Below are 18,213 nucleotides of genomic sequence, written 5' to 3'. Positions count from 1 at the left end.
GCGTCCGGGATTGGCGTTTGTCGAAGATCGTTTCTCGGTGCAGCGAGAATTGGGGGTCGGCGTGACGGCAGCACCTCTCGGCGAATTTCATCTGAGCACTCGAATACCTACGAGTGCAGGGGGTCGGACGGTTACCCGGACCCGCCTGCACACCATGCTCACCGAAGCGCTCACCGACGACGCCCACCCCTGCCCGGTGGCGCTCGTCTGCGCACCGGCCGGGTCGGGAAAGACGCGGGCCGTGGGCGACTGGGCGCGGGAACTGCTCGCCGCGGGCGACGCTCCGACCATTGCCTGGCTCACGATCGAGGAGCGGCACAACGACCTCGACGTAGTCCACCGGGCGATCCTCCGCTCACTCACCGACACCGGGAATGCTCGCGTGCAGAAGGCATGCGCCGGGCTCGATTCCGAGGCACCGGACCTCGGCGCGCAGTTGTCGGCCGCGTTGCACGAACTCGGCGAGAACATCTGGATGGTCATCGACGACGCCCACCTCCTCCGCGACACCGACGTACTCACCGACCTCGAGTCGTTCGTGCGCTGGCAACCTCCGATGCTGCGAATGGTCATCATCGGACGGTTCGAGCCGCCGCTGGCATTGCAGCGACTTCGCCTGGACGGCAAGCTGTTCACGCTCACGGCCAAGAATCTCGCCTTCACGTCCGACGAGGCGGCCGAGATGCTCGACGAGCACGACGTCGTGCTGAGCGCGGACGATCTCGACGCGCTGATGGATCGCACGGAGGGTTGGGCTGCCGGAATTCGTTTGGCGGGAATGTCTTTGGAAGGACATCCGGATCCGAGCCGGTTGATCGCCGAGTTCACGGGCGACCGCCGGGCGGTCGCCGATTATCTCATCGAAGAGGTCCTCGCCGGCCAGACCGACGAGATGCGCGAATTCCTCCTGCGCACGTCCGTACCCGTCTCGTTCACAGTCGAACTCGCGGAGAAGCTCACGGGCTGCACGGATGCGCACGGCAACATCGACTGGCTCGAACACCACAATTTTCTGATCAGCAGAATCACCGACAGCCCCACTCACTATCGCTACCACCCGCTGCTGCGGAGCTATCTGCGGGCGGAGATCAGCCGGATCGGGCACGTCGAAGTCGAGCATCTCGAATTGACGGCCGCCCACTGGCACGACGAATTCGGGGACGCGCTGCTCGCACTCGAGCACGCGGTGAACTCCGGTGACCACGACGAGATCGTGGCGCTGCTCGCCCGGACTTCGCTGGCCCTGATCGTCGGAGGTCATGGGGAGGCCGTCGACCGGCTCCTCACCCGGGCGCCCCGATCTTCGCAGGACCACCCGTCGGCGCGGCTCATCCGCGCCGCCGCGGCGCTCGCATCGGGCAACATCCCGGTGGCCACGTCCACCCTCGAGCTTCTCGACCGCAGGCGGTCGGGGTTGCTGGTGGACGGCGCCGCCGAGTCCCGGGTACACCTGCTGCTCCGCGATTCGCTCCGGGTGCAGACCGCGATCGGCACCGGGGGCATCGAGACCGCCCTGAACCGGCTGCGCAATGTCGGTGTCGGATCGAGCGGCGATCCCGATCTCGACGCGTTCGTCCTGCTCCAGGAAGGGCGCGCGCTGCTGTTCCTCGGGCGGAACGACGAGTCGGAGGTCGTGCTCGGGAAGTCGCTTGCCCACGCTCGACTCGGCGATGTGCCGCTGGGCGTCATGTACTGCCTGGGAACTCTCGGCGGCGTCGCGATGTCGCGGGGGGACGTGGTGCGGGCGTCCGCACTGGCCGACGAGGCACTGGCGATCGGCCGGACCCATTCCGCAACGAGCGACCCGACATTCCAGCTGGCGAAGCTCATCGACTCCTGGTGCCGCTACATTCGGATGGACCCCGATGCCGCACGTCTCGCCGCCGAGTCCGCCGAGGCACTGCATCGCGCACATACCGAGACGGCGGGTTTCGCCGACGGCGCCGCCACCCTGTTCGGTCTCGACGAGACCGGAAACCGGCACAGTTCGGTGACAACGCTGCACGCGGAGAGCCCCGTGTCGTCCTCGTTGCCGGTCCCGCCCGGCATCCGGGCGGTGCTGCTGCCTGCCATCCAGTACGCCTATCTGTTCGCCGGCGAGACCGGGTGGGCGCACGAGCTGGCGTCCGAGACGCATGCCCTCCTCGGACCCACCGGCGACACAGCCGTCGTCGAGGCGATCGTCCATCTGCACCTCCATCGCCTCGACCTGGCACGTAAGACACTCCAACCCGTCCTGGACGGTGAACTGGAGTGCGCGGCGGGAACCAACCTGATCGCGGCGTGGCTCGTCGACGCGTCCATCGCGCTTGCCCGCAAACATGATTCACGAGCCCACAGCGCGCTCACCGAGGCGTTGCGTCTCGCCGAACCGCAGTCGGCGTTGCGCCCGTTCCACGACTGCGGACCGCAGATCCGGGAACTACTGGTGCGGAGCACCGGCCGGTTCGGTGTCCTCGAACCCTTCGCGGAGAGGCTCCGGGCGTCGTTCCCGCGGTCGGAGAGTGCTGCGTCCGACATGTTGACTCCCCGCGAACTGGAACTCCTCGTGGAACTTCCGTCGTGGCGGACCGCCGAGCAGATCGCCGCAGATCTGTGCGTGTCGGTGAACACCGTGAAGACCCACCTGCGCGGGATCTACCGCAAGCTCGGCGTCACCTCCCGCCGCGACGCCATCGCCGCCGCGCAACACAACGGCTTGCTCTGAGCCGGTTCACCACTTGCGGGTGAGGCGCGTTGCCGTTTCGTCGGTCACCCTGAAATTTACGGCTGACCGAGTTCTGGAACGACGATGCGAATGAAGGAGCCCACCGTGGTGCGTCCTGAATCGAACTGGCCCGGCAAGGTCAGGTACGCCTTCCTGATCAGCGGCGCCCTCTCCGATCGGGTGCTGGCCGCGTTCCCCGAGTTGGACGTCTCGGACGTCACGACCGGTGACACCACGCTCTACGGCCCGGTCGACAGCCCGACGGATCTCCGGGGCATGCTGGCACGCTTCGACGCTCTGGGACTGACCGTCATCGAGATGCGGCGGCTACCGGACTGACCCGGCGTCGGGGTTCAATGGTTGGAGTGACCCGGGAGGCGGTGAAGCCGATGTGAGCGGCGAGTTCGAACCGGGCACGGTGTTTGCCGGCTACGTGATCGAACGGGTTCTGGGACGAGGCGGCATGGGCACCGTCTACCTCGCCCAGCATCCCAACCTGCCGCGCAAGATCGCCCTCAAACTGCTCGACACGTCGTGGACGAACGACGACTACGTCCGGTCACGCTTCGAATCGGAAGCAGACCACGCCGCGCATCTCGACCATCCCAACATCGTCACCGTCCACGACCGCGGCCGCGAAGGCGGCAGGTTGTGGATCGCGATGCAGTACGTTCCCGGCAGCGACGCCAGGAAAGCGCTCGGCTCCGGCGCCCTGGACGTCGAGCGCGCCGTCCACATCGTCAGCGAGACAGGGAAGGCACTCGACCACGCCCACGAGGCCGGGATTCTGCACCGCGACGTGAAGCCGGCGAACATCCTGCTCGCGCCGGGCGACCCAGAACGGGTCCTGCTCACCGATTTCGGCACCGCCAAGGCCCTGGACGAAACACATCAGCTGACCCGCACCGGGATGTTGGTGGCGACCCTGCACTACGCCGCGCCCGAGCAGATCGAGGGCGAGAAACTCGACCATCGCGTCGACATCTACGCGTTGGGCTGCACCTTCTTCCACCTGCTCACCAACGAACCGCCGTACCCCGGCAACACCGCGTCCTCGGTGATGCACGGCCATCTGAACGGACCGATTCCCCAGCCGAGCGTGGTGCGCCCCGGGTTGCCCACCGGTGTCGATGCGGTCGTCGCGCGCGCCTTGGCCAAGAACCGCGAAGATCGCTACTCGACCTGTCGTGAGTTCAGCGACGCCGTCCGCGCGATCGAGTGGTCCGGGCCCGGCCACGTGACCCGGCCTGCTGCCCTGGTCGACCCCGCCTCGACCACCCGCGCGAGCGGTCCGGACGTGACCCGTCCCGACACCGTGCCGGGTGCGGTGCCCACGAAACCGACACCGGTCGCGGGGCGGCGGACGCGCCGACTGCTCGCCGCGCTGCTGGCCGGCGTCCTCGTCCTCGTCGTCGCCGCCGTCGCCTATGTCGCCTGGCCGGGAGAGGAGTCGACGAGCGCGCAGGTCGTGCTCCCGCTGACCGGTCTACAGGGTCCGGCAGGGCTCACGGTCTCGGGCACCGGAGACCTGTACATCGCCGACAGCGCGGCCAAACAGGTCCTGAAAGTGAGCGCCGGGACGTACGAGCAGACAGTTCTTCCCTTCACCGGACTCGAGGTTCCGCAGGGAGTCGCGGTCAGTGCGTCCGGCGACGTCTACGTCTCCGATCTGGTGACCAACACCGTGACGATGCTGCACGGCAGCACCCAGGTGCCGCTGCCGTTCGCCGGACTCGACCAGCCGTTCGGAATCGCACTCGGGCCGGACGCCACGCTGTATGTCGCCGATACGCTGAACAATCGGGTGATGTCGCTGCACGACGTCACCGCGGCTCCCGTCGCGGTGCCGCTGACGGTGATCGGCCCGTTCGCCGTCGCCGTCAGTGAACACGGGGATCTCTACGTCGGCACACCCAACAAGGTTCTCGCGTGGAACGCCGCCACCCATGCCCAGAGCTACCTGCCGTTCACCGATCTCCAGAGCGTCGGTGGTGTCGCGGTCGACGACGAGGGAACCGTGTACGCCATCGATCAGAACCACAATCGCATTCTGCGACTGGCCGCCGGTTCGGACGAGCAGGAGGTTCTCCCGTTCTCCGAGCTGGACCAGCCGGAGGGGATCGCCGTGTCGAGCCGAGGCGACGTGTACGTCGCGGACACCGACAACAGCCGAGTGGTCATGCTGCCCGCCGGAAGCTGACCGCTCCCGCTCAGGCCTGGCGCGCCAGATCGAAGCCGAAGGATTCCGCGACGGCCTCGTCCACCCGGCCGTGGTGATTGGCGAGCAGTTCTTCACGCTCGTTCGCGGAGAGTCCACCCCAGATACCGTACGGCTCACCGACACTGAGCGCGTGCTCCCGGCACTGCACCAGGACGGGGCATCCGCGGCAGATCATCTTGGCGCGGAAGTCCCGCATCTCGCGAGCCCGGCCACGTTCGCGGTCGGGGTGGAAGAACGTGGACGACTCGTAGCCGCGGCACGCGGCGTCCCTCTGCCAGTCCCACACCTCGGCGACCGGAATGGGAAGACTCAACCGATTGGACATTGCACTCCTCCAGATACTCGTGAGCCGTTGTGTGCGAGCCCGAGAATTCGTTCCCGGGCCAGATCGGCGGCGCCGACGATGCCGACGTTCGCGCCGAGTTCAGCCAGTCGCACCTCGGCGACCGGTCGGTGTGCGCGTCCGGTGAGACGGTTCTCGAACGCGGCGGCGGCGGGACCGCGCAGCAGTTCGCCCGCCTCGCACACTCCCCCGCCGATGATGAACAGGTCGGGGTCGAAGAACGCCGCGATGTCCGCCATGCCATGACCCAGCCAGGAACCGATCACCCGGAAACACTCGAGCGCGGCGGGGTCACCTTCCTGCGCGGCCGCGGTGATGTGCAGGCCCGTGATGGCGTCCGCCCGTCCGCCGGCGCGGGCCAGGAGGTCGGCGGCGAAACCGGGCGAGACGTTCGCCAGATCCTGCGCCTCGCGGACGAGCGCCCGGCCACTGGCGTAACGCTCCCAGCAGCCGTGGTTGCCACAGCCGCATCGGCGACCGTGCGGTTCGACATTGAGATGCCCGAATTCCGCGGCCACACCGAACTTGCCGCGATGGAGCACGCCGTCGACGACGATGCCGCCGCCGATCCCGGTTCCGACCGTGAGCACGACGACGGTCTGCCCCGTCCGCCCGGCCCCGAAGCGCGCCTCGCCCCATGCCGCGGCGTTGGCATCGTTCTCCACCACCGTCGGCAGTCCGCACGCCGCTTCGACCACCTCGCCGAGAGGCTCGTTGCGCCAGGCCAGATTCGGGGCGAAGAGCACGGTGCTGAGGTCCGCGGCGACGAAGCCGGCCGCGCCGATGCCGACCGCCTGCACCGGGTGGGTATCCGCCAGGTCGCGGACGAGTTCGGCGATGACGTTCTCGACACGGCGCGCATCGTGGGACGGGGTGTCACGACGCACCATCCGGTGGATGACTCCGTCGGTGTCGACCACGCCGGCTGCGATCTTCGTGCCACCCACGTCGATGCCAATTGTCAGAGCCATGTCTCGTGTCCTCTTCAAATCTGCGAGTGAGGGGTGTCACGCTGACAGTAGAGGACCTTTGGATTTTCATCAATACACACTTCCGTCTTTTCGAGAACAAAGCTGGCTCGCCTCCAAGTGGACAAGCACTGTGATCTAGGCCATAGTTCTTCCTCGTCGGTGTCTGCCGGCACACCCCTAACACTCGGATCGTCCGGCACGTTCCTGCCGGTGGAGGGATTCATTTCTCATGGCAACAATCACCTATGACGGCGCGACCAGGCTCTTCCCCGGCTCGGACGTCCCGGCGGTCGATCAACTCGACCTGCACATCGAGGACGGCGAATTCCTCGTCCTCGTCGGCCCGTCCGGCTGCGGCAAATCCACCTCCCTGCGGATGCTCGCCGGACTCGAGGACGTCGACGGCGGCCAGATCCTGATCGGCGGCCGCGACGTCACGCACGCCGAACCCAAGGACCGCGACATCGCGATGGTCTTCCAGAACTACGCGCTCTACCCGCACATGACCGTCGCCGAGAACATGGGCTTCGCCCTCAAACTCGCCGGCACCGACAAAGCCGAGATCCGCAAGCGCGTCGGGGAAGCCGCCGACATGCTCGACCTCGGCGCCTACCTCGACCGCAAACCCAAGGCCCTCTCCGGCGGCCAGCGACAGCGGGTGGCGATGGGCCGCGCCATCGTCCGCCAACCCCAGGTGTTCCTGATGGACGAGCCGCTGTCGAACCTCGACGCGAAACTCCGGGTGCAGACCCGCACCCAGATCGCCCAGCTCCAGCGCCGACTCGGCACCACCACCGTCTACGTCACCCACGACCAGGTCGAGGCCATGACGATGGGCGACCGGGTCGCCGTCCTCAAGGGCGGCGTGCTGCAGCAGTGCGCGTCCCCCCGCGAGCTCTACCGCCGGCCCGCGAACGTCTTCGTCGCGGGATTCATGGGTTCACCGTCGATGAACCTGTTCACCGTGCCCGTCACCGACGGCGGCGTGCAGATCGGCGACCAGCTGGTTCCCGTTCCCCGCGATGCCCTCACCGCGGCGGGCGGGCGTGAGGTGATCTTCGGGATCCGGCCCGAGCACGTCGAGATCGCCGACTCCGGCGGACTGAAACTCGAGATCGACGTCGTCGAGGAACTCGGCTCCGAGGCATTCGTGTTCGGCCGCACCACTGTGGGCGGCCGGACCGAGAACCTGGTCGCACGGGTCGACTGGCGTAACCCACCCGAGAAGGGCCAGGTCGTGCACGTCCGCGTCGACGAGGCACACGCGCACATCTTCGCCACCGACGCGGCGGGCGAGCGTCTCGTGCGCTGACGTCAGAGTTCCGGAGGGCGGGCGGTCGAGCCCCGAACCACCAGGTGGGTCGGGAGCACGACCGCCCGTTCCGCCGGTTCCCGTCCGCTGAGCAGTTCCACGACCGCCCGGCCGGCCGCCGCACCCTGCTCCCCGACCGGCTGCCGCACCGTGGTCAGGTCGGCCAGCTCGGCCGTCGGGTGATCGTCGATCCCGATCACCGACATCCCGGCCGGAACGGAAATCCCCGCACGTCGCAGCGTGCGCAACGCTCCCACGGCGACCTCGTCGGAATGACAGAACACCGCGGTGGGCACCTCGGCACGGCTGAGCAGCAGTTCCATGCCGCGCTCGCCGCCCTCGATTCCCCAGGGAACGGTCGCCGTGCAGTCGTCGTCGAGTCCGGCGTCGGCGAGAGCGGCATGGAATCCCGCCACCCGGGCGATGTCGCCCTCCCAGTACTGACCCTCCGGGTCCACGGTGCGGATCATTCCGATCCGGGTGTGGCCGATCCTGATCAGGTGCCCGACGGCCTGACGCGCGGCCAGTTCGTCGTCGATACGGACGGACGGGAACTCGCCGGCGTGCGCGCCGATGACGACGACGGTCACATCCATCTCCTCGAGCCGCGCCCGCTCCGGCCCGGTGAGAGGAAACGCCACGGCGATGACGGCATCGACCTTGCGGCGCAAGGGAAGCCGTTCGAAGAACGATTCGCGCTGGGACGACTCCTCGAGGCAGTACAGCAACACGTCCAGGTCCGCGGCGCGGAGTTCGTGTTCGATGCCGGCGAGAATCCGCGAGTAGAACCAGGCGTCGATCCACGGCACCACGACGGCCACCCGGCCCGTCGCGCCGCCCGACAGCTTCGACGCCTCGGGTGAGATGACGTACGCCAACTCGTCGGCGGCCCTCTGAATTCGCAGTCGGGTCGCTTCAGACACACCGCGTTCGCCGCGCAACGCGCGCGAGACGGTGGCGATCGAGACTCCGGTGCGGCGCGCGACGTCGGCCATGTTGACGGACTGCTTGGGGATCACGTTCCTACAGTAAGCGAGTAACGCAAATATTTGCGTTGAATCCTCACAAGTTCCATGACGCTGTAGTGCGAAAAAAGAATCTCACCGCTCAAGTTGACAGCCCCCTGTGACGTGCCTCACGCTATTTACGCAAACGTTTACGCATCACATTTCCCCATCCCATCCCCCACCGAGGAGATTCGATGACCCAGTCCGTGGAGTCGACCGCAACCACCGTCGCGAGCCGGCACCCAGAGGCCTGGTGGAAGACGGCCGTCGTCTACCAGGTCTACATCCGCAGCTTCGCCGACGGGAACGGCGACGGCATCGGCGACCTCACCGGCTTGCGTTCCAAGCTGCCCTACCTCGCCGACCTCGGCGTCGACGCCGTGTGGATCAATCCCTGGTACCCGTCGCCGATGGCGGACGCCGGCTACGACGTGGCCGACTTCCGCGACATCGAGCCGTCGTACGGCACGCTCGCGGAGGGTGAGGCGTTCATCGCCGAGGCCCACGAGCTGGGGATCCGCGTGATCCTCGACATCGTGCCCAACCACACCTCCAGCGAGCACCGCTGGTTCGAGGCCGCCCTCCGCGACGAGCCCGGAGCCCGCGACCGCTACATCTTCCGCCCCGGGCGCGGTCCGGCAGGCGACGAGCCACCCAACGACTGGCAGAGCGCGTTCGGCGGTCCCGCGTGGAGCCGCCTGGGCACCGGCGAGTGGTACCTGCATCTGTTCGCTCCCGCCCAGCCCGACCTCAACTGGGAGCACCCCGAGGTCCGGGCAGAGTTCGAGGACATCCTGCGCTTCTGGTTCGACAAGGGCGTCGACGGTTTCCGGATCGACGTCGCCCACGGCCTGGCCAAGGATCCCGCACTCCCCGATGCCGGTGAGCGCCTTCCCGGTTCGCAGCACACCGACCCCCACCCCGCGTGGGATCAGGATGCCGTCCACGAGGTGTACCGGGGCTGGCGGGCCGTCGCCAACACCTACGCCGACCGCGTCTTCGTCGCCGAGGCCTGGGTACCCGGCAACGACCGCCTGGCCCGCTACCTGCGGCCCGACGAGCTGCACACCGCGTTCCAGTTCGATTTCCTGCGCGCCCCTTGGCGTTCTGTGAGCATCCGTGCCGTGATCGACGACGCGCTCGAGCAGGCGGCGACCGTCGGCGCACCCGCTACGTGGGTGCTCTCCAACCACGACGTTCCCCGCACCGTCACCCGCTACTCGCGCTCGCAGCCCGACCACCTGGTCGAAACCGATTGGGAGCGGGCCCGCTGGGCGCTCGAGGATCCGAACCACGAACTGGGCCGGCGTCGTGCCCGCGCGGCCGCGCTGCTGCAGCTGGCGTTGCCTGGCACCGCATACATCTACCAGGGCGAGGAACTCGGACTGGAAGAGGTCGAGGACCTTCCCGACGAGGTCCGGCAGGATCCGACGTGGTTCCAGACCGGCTTCACCGACCGCGGCCGGGATGGCTGCCGGGTTCCGATCCCGTGGTCGAACGACGCAGTGCCGTACGGCTTCTCCCCGTTCGACGCGGAGGAGGACACGTGGCTTCCGCAGCCGGGACACTGGGCCCCGCACACCGCGGAAGCGCAGGCCGGCCACCCCGAGTCGTTCCTCACGCTGTACCGCGAGGCGCTGGAACTGCGACGCGAATTCTTCGACACCCCGCATGCCGTCGAGTGGCTCGACACTCCCCGGGACGTGCTCGCGTTCGCCCGCGGCGCAGTGCAGTGCTGGGTGAACACCGGCACCGAACCGATCGCACTCCCCGAACGACTGACCGTCGTACTCGGTTCGGTCGCCGGCATCACCGGCGGGGTTCTCCCGTCCGACGCCGCGGTGTGGCTGTCGGACCCGGGCACGGGTGAATCACGATGAAGCGCGTCGCCGCCGCCGCGGTGGCCGTCGGCGTCCTGTTCGCGGCGACGTCCTGCGCCGATCAGGGCATCGACGCAGCCGCGCAGGCGGAGAAGGAGAACCTGGATGGCCGCGGGCCCATCACCTACGTGCAGGGCAAGGACAACTCCAACGTCATCCGGCCGCTGATCGACGAATGGAACGCCATCCATCCCGGCGAGGAGGTGACGTTCAAGGAGCAGTCCGACCAGGCAGACCAGCAGCACGAGGACCTGGTGCAGCACTTCCAGTCCCGCGACTCCGGGTACGACGTCGCCGTCGTCGACGTCGTGTGGACCGCCGAATTCGCGGCCCGCGGATGGCTGCAACCACTCGAGGGCCCGATGGCGATCGACACGTCCGGCCTGCTCCCCGCGACGGTCGCGGGGGCCACGTACGGGGACGTCCTGTATGCGGCTCCGCAGACCAGTGACGGCGCGCTGCTCTACTACCGCACCGACCTGCTGGATCATCCGCCCGCCACCTGGGACGAGCTCCTCGGCGCGTGCGGGACGGCGCAACACGCCGGAATCGGCTGCTACGCCGGGCAGTACGCCAAGTACGAGGGGCTGACCGTCAACGCGTCCGAGGCCATCAACACCGCGGGCGGGTCGATCCTCGGACCGGACGGCGTGACCCCGACGATGACCACCCCGGAAGCCAAGGCGGGGCTCCAATCGCTCGTCGACGCCTACCGTTCGGGTGCCATCCCCCGCGAGTCCGTCACGTTCCAGGAGGAGCAGGCACGGCAGGCGTTCCAGAGCGGCGACCTGCTGTTCATGCGCAACTGGCCGTACGCGTACAGCCTGATGGACGGTCAGGGCAGTTCCGCAGTGTCGGGCAAGTTCGCGGTGGCGCCGCTGCCGGGGAAGAGCGGGCCCGGTCACTCGACACTCGGCGGGCACAGCGCCGCGATCAACGTGTACTCCGAGCACAAGGCGACCGCCTCGGACTTCCTGAAGTTCTTCCTGGAGAAGAAGTCACAGGCATTCTTCCTCTCGCAGGGATCGCTCGCCCCCGTCCGCGCCGACGTCTACGACGACCCGGAGCTGATCGAGCAGTACCCGTACCTCCCCACGTTGAAGACGTCGATCGAGAACGCCGTGACCCGGCCGATCACCCCGTTCTATCCCGCGGTCACCCGGGCCGTGCAGAACAACGCCTACGCCGCGATCAAAGGCGAGAAGACGGTGGACCAGGCCGCCGCCGACATCCAGTCCGCGATCGCCGCGGCCGGGTCCTAGAGGAGACAGCCGATGACCGTTCACGAACTCTCGCTCGAGAAGACGCCCGCTCCCCCACATCGGGACGGCGCGAGATCCGGCGAACCGCAGGGCGCGCGACCGCGGAAGGGCCGCAGCAAGGCGGCGATGTTCCTGATCCTGCCGACCATGATCCTGCTGGGCATCGTGGTTCTGTACCCGGTGGTCAGTGCCATGGTGATGTCGCTGTTCAAGGACCCGACGATCGATCCCTCCACCGGCAAGTTCGTCGACCAGGGTTTCGCGGGTCTCTCGAATTACACGCACTGGCTGTTCCAGCGGTGCACCGACACGACCGGAGCGTCGGTGTCCTGCCCTGGCGGCACTCTGGGGTCGCTGTTCTGGCAGTCGATGTGGGTCACCGTGTTCTTCACCGTCGTCACCGTCGCCATCGAGGTCGCGCTGGGACTGTGGTTCGCCACCATCATGAACCGGGCGTTCCACGGTCGGGCACTGCTGCGCACCAGCATTCTCGTGGCGTGGGCCATCCCGACCGCCGTCACCGCGAAGCTGTGGTACTTCGTCTTCGCCTACGACGGCATCGCCAACAAACTGCTCGGCACGGAGATCCTGTGGACCGGTGACACGTGGCCCGCCCGGTTCGCCGTCGTGATCGCCGACGCCTGGAAGACCACACCGTTCGTGGCGTTGCTGATCCTCGCCGGACTCCAGATGGTGCCCGCCGAGGTGTACGAGGCGGCGCGGATGGACGGCGCCAATGCGTGGCAACGGTTCCGGTCGATCACGTTGCCCCTCATCAAGCCGGCCATTCTGGTGGCGGTCCTCTTCCGGGTGCTGGACGTCCTGCGGATCTACGACCTCCCGGCGATCCTCACCGGCGGCGGTGGCGGCGACGGCACCGCCACCACCACGCTGTCGATCCTGGTGATCGACCAGATGCGCCAGGGTTTCAACAGCGCGTCCGCCCTCTCCACGATCACGTTCCTGTTCATCTTCGCCGTCGCCTACGTACTGGTGAAGGTGATGGGCGTCAACGTGATCGACACCCAAGAGCAGCAGCGAAAGGCCTGATCCATGTCCACAGCAGTCGTCACACCGGGGATCCCCCGTGCCGCGGTGGCACGCCGGCGCCGGGCACCGTCGCTCGCCTCCATCCGCACCTACCTGGGCCTGGCGGTGATCGTCGTCTGGGGTCTGGCCCCCGTCTACTGGATGGTGGTCACCGCCTTCCGCCACTCCGACTACACGTTCGACACCACCCCGTGGCCCACCCACGTCACGCTGGAGAATTTCGCGAGCGTGTTCTCGACGGAGGCGGGCAACCACTTCGCCAGGGCACTCGTCAACAGCACGATCATCGGCGCCGTCACCACCGCGATCGGTCTGGTCGTCGGTGTCGGCACCGCGTACGCGCTGGCGCGACTGCACTTCCGGGGAAAGCACGTCGTCCTCGGAATCATCCTGGCGGCGTCGATGTTCCCGGGCGTCGCCGTCCTGACACCGCTGTTCCAGCTGTTCACGTCGATGGGATGGTTCGGCACATACCAGGCGCTGATCATCCCGAACATCTCGTTCGTGCTGCCCCTCACCATCTACACCCTCACCGCGTTCTTCAAGGAACTGCCGTGGGAACTCGAGGAGGCCGCCCGAATCGACGGGGCCAGCAGGCGGCAGGCCTTCCGAATGGTGTTGCTGCCCTTGGCCGCGCCGGGACTGTTCACCACCGCGATCCTCGCGTTCATCGCGTCGTGGAACGAGTACCTGATCTCCAGTCAGCTGTCCAACGACGTGACCCAGCCGGCCACCGTCGCCATCGCACAATTCGCGGGCAGCAAGCCGCACGAGGAGCCGTTCACGTCCGTGATGGCAGCGGGAACGGTCGTGACCATCCCGCTCGTCATCATCGTGCTGCTGTTGCAGCGCCGCATCGTGTCCGGCCTGACCGCCGGTGGCGTCAAGTAGCGGCTCCGCCGCCCGTGAGTACTTGTCAACCGCCCGGGGGCTGTTTCAAATTTCCGGGTCGGGGTGTCCGCGTGCCGCGGCGCCCCGACCTGATGTTTCTTGGATAATGTGTTGGTGGCCAAGGGGTATCGACCGGTGAATCGTGACCAGCAGTTTTTGTTGCCGCCGGACATGCGGGAGTGGGTGCCGCCCACGCATCCGGTGTGGACGGTGATCGAGATCGTCGACACCCATCTCGACACCAGCGCCTTTCACGACTCTCGCCGCACCGGGGGTGCCGGGCGCGCCGGGTACGACCCGGACATGCTGGTGACCCTGCTGATCTGGGCGTGGTCGCGGGGGATGCGGTCGTCGCGGCAGATCGAGCGGGCCTGCTCGGAGGTGGTGTCCTACCGGGTGATCTGCGCCGGCGACACCCCCGATCACGTGACGATCTCACGGTTCCGCAAGGACAACCACACCGCCTGCGAGGCCCTGTTCACGCAGGTCCTGATCCTGGCCGCACGGTTGGGTCTGGGCCGACTCGAGACGATCGCGTTGGACGGGGTGAAGATCGCCTCGAACGCATCGAAGGACGCCAACCGCACCGAGGACGGGCTGCGCCGGGCAGCCGAGGCCGAGGCCGCGCGGATCGCCGCCGCCGCGGTGGCCGCGCACGCCGCCACCGATGACGCCGAGGACGACCTCTACGGCGAGGACGATTCGGGCCCGGGACAGGTGCCGGCGGAGTTGGCCGATCCCAGCACCCGCTCGGCCCGGATCGCCGAGGCATTGGCCCAGCTCGACGCGGAGAAGGACGCCGAACAGTGCGAGCGGGAGGGGAAAGCACAGGACTATCTGGCCCGGCTCGACGCGGGCCAGACGGTGATGGGCCGGGTGCCGGTCGGGGCCGAGGTCGCCGCCGCCGAGCGGCGTCTGGCCGAGGCGGTCGCCGCCCAGCAGGCGGTGATCGAGCGGTTCCAGGGTGGCACCGCGGCCGGGGGCGGGGGCACCCGGTTCGCACCGAAGCCGGTCGACGAGCACCACCTGGTCCGGCGCCGGCGCACCGAACTCGACACCGCCCTCCGCAAACAGGGTGAGCGCGCCGCTGCCGCCGGGCAGCGGCGCCGCAACACCACCGACCCCGACTCGCGGTTGCAGCCGCTGCGCGGCGGCGGCTGGGTGCAGGGCTACAACTGCCAGGCCTTCACCAGCGAGGACGGGTTGATCCTGGCCACCGGGGTCGGGACCGGCCCGGTCGACTACGACTACTTCCCCGACATGGTCGACAAGGCCGGGGCGGCCGCGCACCTGATCGACGCCACCCGACGTGGGAAGGAACCGACCGGCACGAGCCCGGAGGAGCTGATCGGGGTGATGCTCTTCGACGCCGGCTACTGCTCCCGCGAGAACCTCACCGCGCCGGGCCCGGACCGGTTGATCGCCACCGGCAAATCCCGTCACCTCGAGGCCGCCGCCACCGCTGATCCGGTCACCGGACCGCCACCGCCGCAATCGGATCCGATCCAGGCCATGACCCACCGGCTGCGCACCGAGGCCGGCATCGCCACCTACCGCAAACGCTCACCCATCGCCGAAACCGTGTTCGGGCACGCCAAACACAACCTCGGATTCCGCCGCTTCACCAGCCGCGGACTCGACCGCGCCCGCAGCGAATGGGCGTTCCACGCCACCGTGCACAACCTCGGCAAGATCCTCACCCACCTGACCGCAGGCACCCCGCTCCCGGCCACCCCCTGACCCGGCGGGGGCCACCCCCGCACCGGCACCCACCGCGGCACGAGAGAACCAAACCACCCTCACTCAATTCCGCAACAGCCCCCCCGCGGTTGACAAGTACTCACGGGTGGTTTCAGGACGCCAGGATCTTCGCCTTCTCGGCGCTGAATTCTTCCTCGGTGAGCACTCCTTGCGCTCTGAGTTCTCCGAGATCCTTCAGCGCGGCGATCCGGTCGACGCTGCCTCCGCCCGATGAGGAGGCGGGAGCGGCCTGCGGCGGGGGTGCCTGAGCGGAGACCGGGGCCTCGTTCTGCGGGGCTTGCGGTTGCTGCTGTGGTTGCTCTTGCGGTTGCTGTTGCCCCGCCCACCGCTGGCCTTGGCGTCGAGACACTCGATTCGACACGGCGGTCGCGGTTCCGGCGACGACGGCGGTGCGGGCGATCCCGCGGAGAAGTCCGGGCATGATGTTGTCCTCGGTTTCAGTTTCAGGCTTCGAGCGCGTCGAGTGATGCAAGGATGCCCTGCACAGGGATGCGGCCCGACGCCACGAGTTGAGCTCCGCTGCGACGCAGGGCGGTTGCGAGCGGTGCGGCCCAAGTGTTCTCGTAGACCACTACCGCAGCCGAAGCACCCGGTTCGAGAACGGACCCGGCGTCGGCGATGTCGGCGAGGTCGAGCAGGCCGGTCGAGGCCTCTGCGAAGAGCGACACATCGATGTCGCCCTCGAGCCCGACGTCGACGACGTCGATCGCCACGACGGAGCCGTCCACTTCCTTGCGAAGGAAGACCAGGTCGAGCACTCGCACCGTGCCCTGCTCGACGAGTTCACGGAGGATCGCCAACGCTGATCCGTCCGGTCGTCGGTCGGCAGGGAACTCCACCACGAGATAATCGATGGGTCCGCTATCCTCCGGGTCGATATCGTTCACCGGAAAACCTCTCTTCGTGCACGCCGAGGATCCGCGGATGTCACCCCGGATCAGGGCTCGGTCACAATAATCCGGGATCCCCCACGAGAATTCCGGCCATTCTCCGAGCATAATCCGGTTCGAGACCGTCTCACGAGCTTTCACCCTCTTCGGATGATTTTCGGTGGTCTGCCCCCATGCGACGCTGGGGACGACCTTCCCCAGCGGCAGCCCACGGAAGTGTTCACCGAAGCGAGTCTCGAGATGCCCGAGGAAGGCCGTCGTGAGTCCAGGCAAAGAGTCGGTCGCGGTCGCCGGATCCGGTCTGGTGCTCACGGTGCTGGCGTCCAGCCAGTTTCTGATGACACTGGACAGCTCCGTGATGAACGTGTCCATGGCGACGGTCGCGTCGGATCTCGGCACCACGATCACCGGCATCCAGACGGCCATCACGTTGTACACGCTCGTCATGGCGACGCTGATGATCACCGGCGGCAAGATCGGCACCATCATCGGTCGTCGCAGGGCGTTCGCTCTCGGCCTGGTCGTCTACGGCGCGGGCTCGCTCACCACAGCACTGTCACCCAACCTGGCGGTGCTGCTGATCGGATGGTCCCTGCTGGAAGGCATCGGCGCCGCGCTGATCATGCCCGCGATCGTTGCCCTCGTCGCGGCGAACTTCGCGCCCGAAAGGCGTCCCGCCGCCTACGGTCTGGTGGCCGCGGCCGGTGCGATGGCGGTTGCCGCCGGACCGCTCATCGGCGGTGCGGTGACCACGTTCGCGTCGTGGCGGTACGTCTTCGCCGGCGAGGTGGTGATCGTCCTCCTCATCCTGCTGGTGCTCCGACGCATCAACGACGTTCCGCCGGTGAAGGTGCGCCTCGACCTGGTCGGATCGGCGCTGTCGGTGGTCAGCCTCGGGATGATCGTGTTCGGCGTCCTCCGCTCGAGCGAGTGGGGCTGGGTGCGGGCCAAGCCCGGCGGAACCGCGATCGCGGGGCTGTCACCGGTCGTGTGGCTGGTGCTGGGTGGTCTCCTGGTGCTGTACGGGTTCCTGCGGTGGGAAGCGCATCTCGCCGACACCGGCGGCGAGCCGCTGATCGACCCCCGGCTGCTGCGGAACCGGCAACTCGCCGGCGGGCTCAGCATGTTCTTCGCCCAGTTCACCGTCCAAGCGGGCGTGTTCTTCACCGTCCCCCTGTTCCTGTCCGTTGTGCTCGAACTCGACGCGCTCCAGACCGGGATCCGGCTCATCCCGCTGTCCGTCGCACTGCTGCTGGCCGCTGCCGGGATCCCCAAACTCCGGCCCGAGGCCAATCCGCGCAGGGTGGTCCGGTTCGGTCTGGCGTCCATGATCGTCGGCATCCTGTTCCTCGTGGCCGGGATGGATCCCGGGGCCAATGCCGGCGTCGTGGCCGTGCCGATGCTGCTGATGGGGCTCGGACTCGGTGCACTGGCCTCCCAACTCGGCGCCGTCACGGTGTCGGCCGTCCCCGATTCGCAGAGCGCCGAGGTCGGCGGGCTGCAGAACACGGCGACCAACCTCGGCGCGTCCCTGGGGACGGCGCTGATCGGATCGGTGCTCATCGCGACCCTGAGCACCTCGATCGTCGCGGGGATCCAAGCCGATCCCGACGTTCCGCAGTCGGTCCAAGAGCGGGCGACCACCGAACTGGCGAGCGGTGTCCCGTTCCTCTCCGACACACAATTGGCGGCGGCCCTGGAGGAGGCGTCGGTCCCCGACGCCACCGCCCAGGACATCCTCGACATCAATTCCGATGCGCGACTCGAGGCACTCCAGGTGGCGTACGCCGTCACCGCGCTGCTCGCCATCACGGCGTTGTTCTTCACCGGGCGTATCCCCCGCACCCCCGTCGGCTCCCCCGAACGAAAGGCTGCGCCCGACCCCACGGCTCGTCGCAGTTCGTAGGACTTTCCCGCG

The 18,213-nt window shown here is 67.9% G+C and carries 15 protein-coding genes; 10 read left to right on the top strand and 5 right to left on the bottom strand.

Annotated features, from left to right (window positions below):
- Positions 1-154: 154 nt before the first annotated feature.
- From PSR88_RS21755 to PSR88_RS21745, 3 genes are all read left to right on the top strand, one after another.
- Positions 155-2,707 carry a LuxR C-terminal-related transcriptional regulator gene (locus tag PSR88_RS21755; protein WP_029539706.1) on the top strand — a complete coding sequence of 851 codons (2,553 nt, stop codon included), beginning with the start codon at positions 155-157 and terminating at the stop codon, positions 2,705-2,707.
- A gap of 90 nt (positions 2,708-2,797) precedes the next feature.
- Positions 2,798-3,046: a hypothetical protein gene (locus tag PSR88_RS21750; RefSeq protein WP_016884498.1), complete on the top strand. Its 249-nt coding sequence runs from the start codon at positions 2,798-2,800 to the stop codon at positions 3,044-3,046.
- A gap of 52 nt (positions 3,047-3,098) precedes the next feature.
- Positions 3,099-4,907: a serine/threonine-protein kinase PknD gene (locus PSR88_RS21745; protein ID WP_016884497.1), complete on the top strand. Its 1,809-nt coding sequence runs from the start codon at positions 3,099-3,101 to the stop codon at positions 4,905-4,907.
- 10 nt (positions 4,908-4,917) lie between these two features.
- Here PSR88_RS21745 and PSR88_RS21740 read toward each other — a convergent pair whose 3' ends face one another.
- Positions 4,918-5,253, bottom strand: coding sequence for a WhiB family transcriptional regulator (locus PSR88_RS21740; RefSeq protein ID WP_005253437.1), 336 nt, complete (start codon positions 5,251-5,253; stop codon positions 4,918-4,920).
- Complete coding sequence (locus PSR88_RS21735; RefSeq protein WP_011596729.1) at positions 5,238-6,242, bottom strand: ROK family glucokinase; 1,005 nt, start codon at positions 6,240-6,242, stop codon at positions 5,238-5,240. Before PSR88_RS21735 ends, PSR88_RS21740 begins: the two co-directional genes overlap by 16 nt.
- Positions 6,243-6,471: 229 nt before the next feature.
- Here PSR88_RS21735 and PSR88_RS21730 point away from each other — a divergent pair, with 229 nt between their 5' ends.
- Complete coding sequence (locus PSR88_RS21730; RefSeq protein ID WP_016884496.1) at positions 6,472-7,554, top strand: ABC transporter ATP-binding protein; 1,083 nt, start codon at positions 6,472-6,474, stop codon at positions 7,552-7,554.
- A 2-nt stretch (positions 7,555-7,556) separates the two neighbouring features.
- Here the strand turns inward: PSR88_RS21730 and PSR88_RS21725 are convergent, their stop codons facing one another.
- Positions 7,557-8,573 carry a LacI family DNA-binding transcriptional regulator gene (locus PSR88_RS21725; protein WP_009477333.1) on the bottom strand — a complete coding sequence of 339 codons (1,017 nt, stop codon included), beginning with the start codon at positions 8,571-8,573 and terminating at the stop codon, positions 7,557-7,559.
- A gap of 182 nt (positions 8,574-8,755) precedes the next feature.
- On the opposite strand from PSR88_RS21725, the gene PSR88_RS21720 reads away from it, so the two are divergent.
- The 5 genes from PSR88_RS21720 (at position 8,756) to PSR88_RS21700 (ending at position 15,384) form a co-directional block, all read left to right on the top strand.
- Positions 8,756-10,441 carry a glycoside hydrolase family 13 protein gene (locus tag PSR88_RS21720; protein WP_016884495.1) on the top strand — a complete coding sequence of 562 codons (1,686 nt, stop codon included), beginning with the start codon at positions 8,756-8,758 and terminating at the stop codon, positions 10,439-10,441.
- Positions 10,438-11,703 carry an ABC transporter substrate-binding protein gene (locus PSR88_RS21715; protein WP_016884494.1) on the top strand — a complete coding sequence of 422 codons (1,266 nt, stop codon included), beginning with the start codon at positions 10,438-10,440 and terminating at the stop codon, positions 11,701-11,703. Before PSR88_RS21720 ends, PSR88_RS21715 begins: the two co-directional genes overlap by 4 nt.
- 12 nt (positions 11,704-11,715) lie before the next feature.
- Positions 11,716-12,753 (top strand): carbohydrate ABC transporter permease, encoded by a 1,038-nt coding sequence (locus PSR88_RS21710; RefSeq protein ID WP_016884493.1) that lies wholly within the window; start codon positions 11,716-11,718, stop codon positions 12,751-12,753.
- A gap of 3 nt (positions 12,754-12,756) precedes the next feature.
- Positions 12,757-13,644 carry a carbohydrate ABC transporter permease gene (locus PSR88_RS21705; RefSeq protein WP_009477329.1) on the top strand — a complete coding sequence of 296 codons (888 nt, stop codon included), beginning with the start codon at positions 12,757-12,759 and terminating at the stop codon, positions 13,642-13,644.
- A 135-nt stretch (positions 13,645-13,779) separates the two neighbouring features.
- On the top strand, positions 13,780-15,384 hold the full coding sequence (locus tag PSR88_RS21700; RefSeq protein WP_342338433.1) for a transposase: 1,605 nt from the start codon (positions 13,780-13,782) through the stop codon (positions 15,382-15,384).
- 112 nt (positions 15,385-15,496) lie between these two features.
- Here PSR88_RS21700 and PSR88_RS21695 read toward each other — a convergent pair whose 3' ends face one another.
- Positions 15,497-15,826 (bottom strand): SHOCT domain-containing protein, encoded by a 330-nt coding sequence (locus PSR88_RS21695; RefSeq protein ID WP_342338432.1) that lies wholly within the window; start codon positions 15,824-15,826, stop codon positions 15,497-15,499.
- Between the two features lie 22 nt (positions 15,827-15,848).
- Positions 15,849-16,292: a DUF6325 family protein gene (locus PSR88_RS21690; RefSeq protein ID WP_011596722.1), complete on the bottom strand. Its 444-nt coding sequence runs from the start codon at positions 16,290-16,292 to the stop codon at positions 15,849-15,851.
- A 262-nt stretch (positions 16,293-16,554) separates the two neighbouring features.
- On the opposite strand from PSR88_RS21690, the gene PSR88_RS21685 reads away from it, so the two are divergent.
- Complete coding sequence (locus PSR88_RS21685; protein ID WP_011596721.1) at positions 16,555-18,201, top strand: MFS transporter; 1,647 nt, start codon at positions 16,555-16,557, stop codon at positions 18,199-18,201.
- Positions 18,202-18,213 lie beyond the last annotated feature (12 nt).

It is taken from the genome of Rhodococcus sp. DK176, from assembly GCF_038447315.2.
In the GTDB taxonomy this organism is placed as follows: domain Bacteria; phylum Actinomycetota; class Actinomycetes; order Mycobacteriales; family Mycobacteriaceae; genus Rhodococcus_F; species Rhodococcus_F jostii_A.
The sequence above is the reverse complement of the archived record's forward strand: the minus strand, read 5'-3'. Positions and strand labels throughout refer to the sequence as shown.